The sequence below is a fragment of the Peptoniphilus sp. oral taxon 836 str. F0141 genome (assembly GCF_000179335.1).
Taxonomy (GTDB): Bacteria; Bacillota; Clostridia; order Tissierellales; family Peptoniphilaceae; genus Peptoniphilus_A; species Peptoniphilus_A lacrimalis.
Map to the genome: position 1 here is coordinate 1 of NZ_AEAA01000039.1, position 651 is coordinate 651.

Genomic DNA, 651 nt, shown 5'->3' on the forward strand with positions numbered 1-651 from the left:
GTGAAGTCAATGTCATGGCTGGTATAAAAGGCATAGAAAAGGCGACAGGAACAAATATTGCAAGGGAAATTTTACTGTCAATAAAGGAAGATTTTAATGAATAGGAAAGAAGCTGAAGATTATATTTTTGCATCATATATGAGATCAGAAAAATTTCAATCCTATAATGACAAGGATAAAAACAAAAGACACCCTGAGCTTACAAAAGAAATTTTAGAAAATTTATCAACTGGTATAAATATTGGAATTACTGGTTCAAAGGGCAAGGGCAGTCTTGCCAATATGCTTAGCCAAATACTTATGGCTAAATTTCGGGTGGGTCTTTTTACAAGTCCTCACATTTTAAAAATTAATGAGAGATTTAAAGTTGATGGCAAAGAGATTTCAGATGAAGATTTTATAAGAATTGTTGAGGACCTAAAAATAGATTTTGATAAAATTGAAAAAAATTTGCCAAAATCTATACCCATAAGCCCTATAGGAATTGAGGCAGCTATTGGTCTAAAATACTTTAAAGAAAAAAACACTCAAATAAATATTATGGAATTTGGTAAGGGCGCTAAGTATGATGATGTTAACAATGTTATTAATAAATACTGTCTTATCAATACAATTTTTTTGGAACACACAAGAGAATTAGGATCAAGCCTT

The 651-nt window shown here is 30.6% G+C and carries 1 pseudogene; it reads left to right on the top strand.

The features are described 5' to 3' along the window. Positions 1-96: 96 nt before the first annotated feature. Positions 97-651, top strand: a pseudogene (locus tag HMPREF9131_RS01460) (bifunctional folylpolyglutamate synthase/dihydrofolate synthase); the annotation flags it as partial.